Source organism: Dialister sp., from assembly GCF_051885895.1.
Taxonomy (GTDB): Bacteria; Bacillota; Negativicutes; order Veillonellales; family Dialisteraceae; genus Dialister.
Genome location: NZ_JBJEXP010000017.1, coordinates 1 through 3,349, shown reverse-complemented (window position 1 = coordinate 3,349; position 3,349 = coordinate 1). Strand labels below are relative to the sequence as shown.

4 protein-coding genes are annotated in these 3,349 nt (G+C 53.1%); all 4 read left to right on the top strand.

Annotated features, from left to right (window positions below; genetic code table 11):
• Nucleotides 1-123 precede the first annotated feature (123 nt).
• The gene (locus ACI4N7_RS01265; RefSeq protein ID WP_439731557.1) at nucleotides 124-873 is read left to right on the top strand and encodes an adenosylcobinamide-GDP ribazoletransferase; all 750 of its coding nucleotides are present in this window, start codon (nucleotides 124-126) and stop codon (nucleotides 871-873) included.
• Nucleotides 861-1,748 (top strand): GHMP family kinase ATP-binding protein, encoded by an 888-nt coding sequence (locus ACI4N7_RS01260; protein ID WP_439731556.1) that lies wholly within the window; start codon nucleotides 861-863, stop codon nucleotides 1,746-1,748. Before ACI4N7_RS01265 ends, ACI4N7_RS01260 begins: the two co-directional genes overlap by 13 nt.
• Nucleotides 1,729-2,808, top strand: a complete 1,080-nt coding sequence (locus ACI4N7_RS01255) for a pyridoxal phosphate-dependent aminotransferase (protein WP_439731555.1) — start codon at nucleotides 1,729-1,731, stop codon at nucleotides 2,806-2,808. The genes ACI4N7_RS01260 and ACI4N7_RS01255 overlap by 20 nt, the downstream gene beginning before the upstream one ends.
• Nucleotides 2,805-3,349 (top strand): alpha-ribazole phosphatase (cobC, locus tag ACI4N7_RS01250; RefSeq protein ID WP_439731554.1); only part of this gene is annotated, 545 nt, incomplete at its 3' end. The genes ACI4N7_RS01255 and cobC, both read left to right, overlap by 4 nt.

Sequence of the window (3,349 nt, the reverse complement as noted above, 5' to 3'; positions counted from 1 at the left end):
TTGCATAAAATTTCAAGAATGAAAGCAAACACTGATTTAATCAGCGCTTCCCTAGGCTGGGCCGGACTGCCTGCCTTGGCAGGCTCTGTCTCTATAGTAACTATTAAATTATGTGGTGATCGGATGAATTCTTTTTTAGTGGGTCTTCAGTTTATGACCCGTATCCATATTTCCAATGAAACAGTATGGAAGGATGAGGAGTTCGGGAAGAGTGTCCTTTGGTTTCCTGTGTACGGATGGATCATCGGCGCTTTTATGTGTCTGATCTATTTCCTGATGAAGCCCTTGGATATGCCCTATCTCACCGCTTTTCTCGTGGTGGTGGGGGAGCTTTTCCTTTCGGGAGGCACTCTGGCGGACGGGCTCATGGATTCGGCGGACGGTCTTTTTTCCGGCCGTTCCCGGGAACGGTCGCTGGAAATCATGAAGGACAGCCTGATCGGTTCCTTCGGCCTTTTGTCCATGATCCTTTTTATCAATCTCTATACCCTGTCCCTGGGGTCTACGGACAGGATTCTTTATCCCATACTTATAGCGGCGCCTACTCTGGGCCGGCTGAATCTGGTCATCAGTATCTGTGAATATCCCTATGCCCGTCCCTACGGCATGGGCAAGGCCTTTTCTGCCTACCGTCCGAAGCATGCGGTGCTGGGAGCGGGGATTTTTGCTCTGCTGCCGGCTCTGTATTTCGGATATCTTTACCTTATCCTGGCGGGAGCCGCTCTTCTTCTGGGGCTCTATCTCAACCGCTGGATCGTTGGAAAAATCGGCGGCACCACAGGAGATACCTACGGCTTTGTGAACCAGGTGACAGAGGTTTTCCTGGCGCTTCTTTTCGTTTTACTTACCAGGGGGAATCTATGGCATATCTAGTCAGTTCACCGGGGTCCTGCGGAGAATTTATCCAGGGCTATGCAGAAGGTTCCTCCTTTATGGTGACCTGTCCTGTGGACCGCTTTTCCTATGCGCTGTCCGACTTTGAAGGAAAGGGCGATTCTCTGCCGGAAAAGGCGGAGAAGGCGGTGCATCATACCCTTTCCTATCTGGGGGAAGGAGGAAGGCAGCTGCCTCTCCGCCTGAAGTCCTATATATTGAAAGGAAAGGGCATGGCTTCCAGTACGGCGGATATCAGTGCGGCGGCTCAGGCGGCGGCACTGGCCTGCGGAAGAAAGCTTTCGGAAAGGGAAATCGCCCATATCGCTCTTTCCATCGAACCCAGCGATGCCACTTTCTTTAAAGGAGTGGTGCAGTTCGATTACCGGGGCGGCACGCTCATACGGGAAATGGGCCTCTGTCCACCCATGCAGATCCTGATTTATGACTGCGGCGGGGAAGTGGACACCATGCAGTTCAACTCCAGAAAGGATCTGGAAGCGCTGCAGAAAAGCAATGAAAAGGAAATCGAAGAGGCGCTCTCTCTTTTCCGGCAGGGTATGGAAAACAGAAATCTGGATCTCATCGGAAAAGCGGCGTCCATCAGTGCCTTTGCCAATCAGAAGATTCTTTATAAAAAACCGCTGCCTGACTTTTACCGGCTGGGCATGGCCATGGGAGGAAAGGGAGTCATCTGTGCCCACAGCGGCACGGTGCTGGGACTCATTCTTCCTCCAGATAAAGACGGCACCCTGGTCCGTTCCTTCCTGGATGAACACCTGGAGGGACGGGTCTCCTTCCTGGACCTTGTGCATATTACCAACCAGGGCATGCAGTGCAGAAAGTGTGATATGAATGACTTTGAAAAGCTCTAGGCACGGGGGAGATGTTTTTTCCCTGTCTCCCTCCGCCAGAAATCAGATTCTTGATTTCAGCATCAATATCAACCCTCTTGGCCTTTCTCCCGCTGGGAGAAGGGCTCTTGAACATTTCTGGGAAATAGAAACCCTGCGGTATCCGGATGTGGAGGACCGGGATGTGACGGAAGCTCTCTCCAGGGCCTACGGCATGGAAAAAGAAACCATCGCCCTGGGCAACGGAGCCACAGAGCTCATGTACACCCTTCTCCGTATCGCCCGCCCGTCCAGGGTGCTGGTGCCGGCGCCGGCCTTCAGCGAGTACAGGCTTTCCGCCGAATCGGCAGGCATCCGGACAGAAAGCTTTTTCCTGGACAGGGACCATGGATTTTCCCTTCCCCTGGAAGACCTGAAGGAAAAAATGACGGAAGGCTCCCTTCTGTATCTGGGACACCCCAATAATCCGGACGGCTGTCTCCTTTCCCCGGAGGATTTCCACGCCATTATGGAAAGAGCTCAGGAAACGGGAAGCCTTGTGGTGATTGATGAATCCTTCATCGATTTCGTGGAAGGGGATCGGTCCTACCGGTCTTTCTGCAGAAAGTATCCGAATCTCATTGTTTTCATGTCCCTCACTAAATTCTATGCGGTGCCGGGACTTCGCATCGGCTGCTCCTTTGCTTCTCCGGAATGGACCAGGAGAATCAAAGATGCCCTCATTCCCTGGAATGTAAACGGTCCCGCCCAGCTGTATATGACCTATGCGGCCGGCGACAGGGAGTACATTGAAAAGTCCCGGGCCTTCTGCCGGGATGAACGGGCCCGCTTCTCCCGGGAGCTTTCTAAACTTCCGGAACTGAAGGTGTATCCGGGAGCAGTGAATTTCATCCTTCTCAGGCTCACCGGATCGGTGAAGGATGCCGCTGTTCTGCAGCAGCGCCTTCTGCCTTACCACATTTTTATCCGACAGTGCGGGAATTACGAAGGACTGGACGAATCCTTCTTCCGCCTGGCCGTGAGAACCGAAGAAGAAAATGACAGACTGCTTCATGCCATGAAAGAGGTTTTGCCTTTATGATTACACTTTACCTTGTCCGTCACGGACAGACCATTTGGAACAGTACAGGAAAATACCAGGGAAGGACCGATGTGCCTCTCAGCGATAAGGGGCTGGCCCAGGCGGAAAAAACGGTGGAATGGTTCAAAAATATTCACCTTGACGCCGTCATCACCAGCCCTCTCCAGCGCGCTGCCCGTACTGCGCAGGGCATTGCGGAAACCCATGGCCTTCCGCTGGAAAAGGATGACCGTCTGATGGAGCTTTCCTTCGGAGACTGGGAAGGAAAAACCTATCAGGAAATCGAAGCCATCTGGCCAGGCATGATCGAAGCCATGTACCATGACGCCGGCTCTCTCAAGCTGCCCCATGGTGAATCCTTCGAAGAATGCCAGGAACGGTGCATGAAGACCATTCAGGGACTGGTGGACAGGGGAGACAACAGGACCTATGCCATTGTCTGCCACGGTGCAGCTCTGCGCACCATCATCTGCGGCCTGATCCGAATTCCTCTTGCCCGCTCCTGGAACCTGGCACTTTCCAATGCCAGCATTTCCCAGAT

Bases quoted from the DNA above. Each gene is read 5' to 3' on its own strand.
- ACI4N7_RS01265 (WP_439731557.1), top strand. From the start codon at position 124: ATGAATTCTTTTTTAGTGGGTCTTCAGTTTATGACCCGTATCCATATT.
- ACI4N7_RS01260 (WP_439731556.1), top strand. From the start codon at position 861: ATGGCATATCTAGTCAGTTCACCGGGGTCCTGCGGAGAATTTATCCAG.
- ACI4N7_RS01255 (WP_439731555.1), top strand. From the start codon at position 1,729: ATGACTTTGAAAAGCTCTAGGCACGGGGGAGATGTTTTTTCCCTGTCT.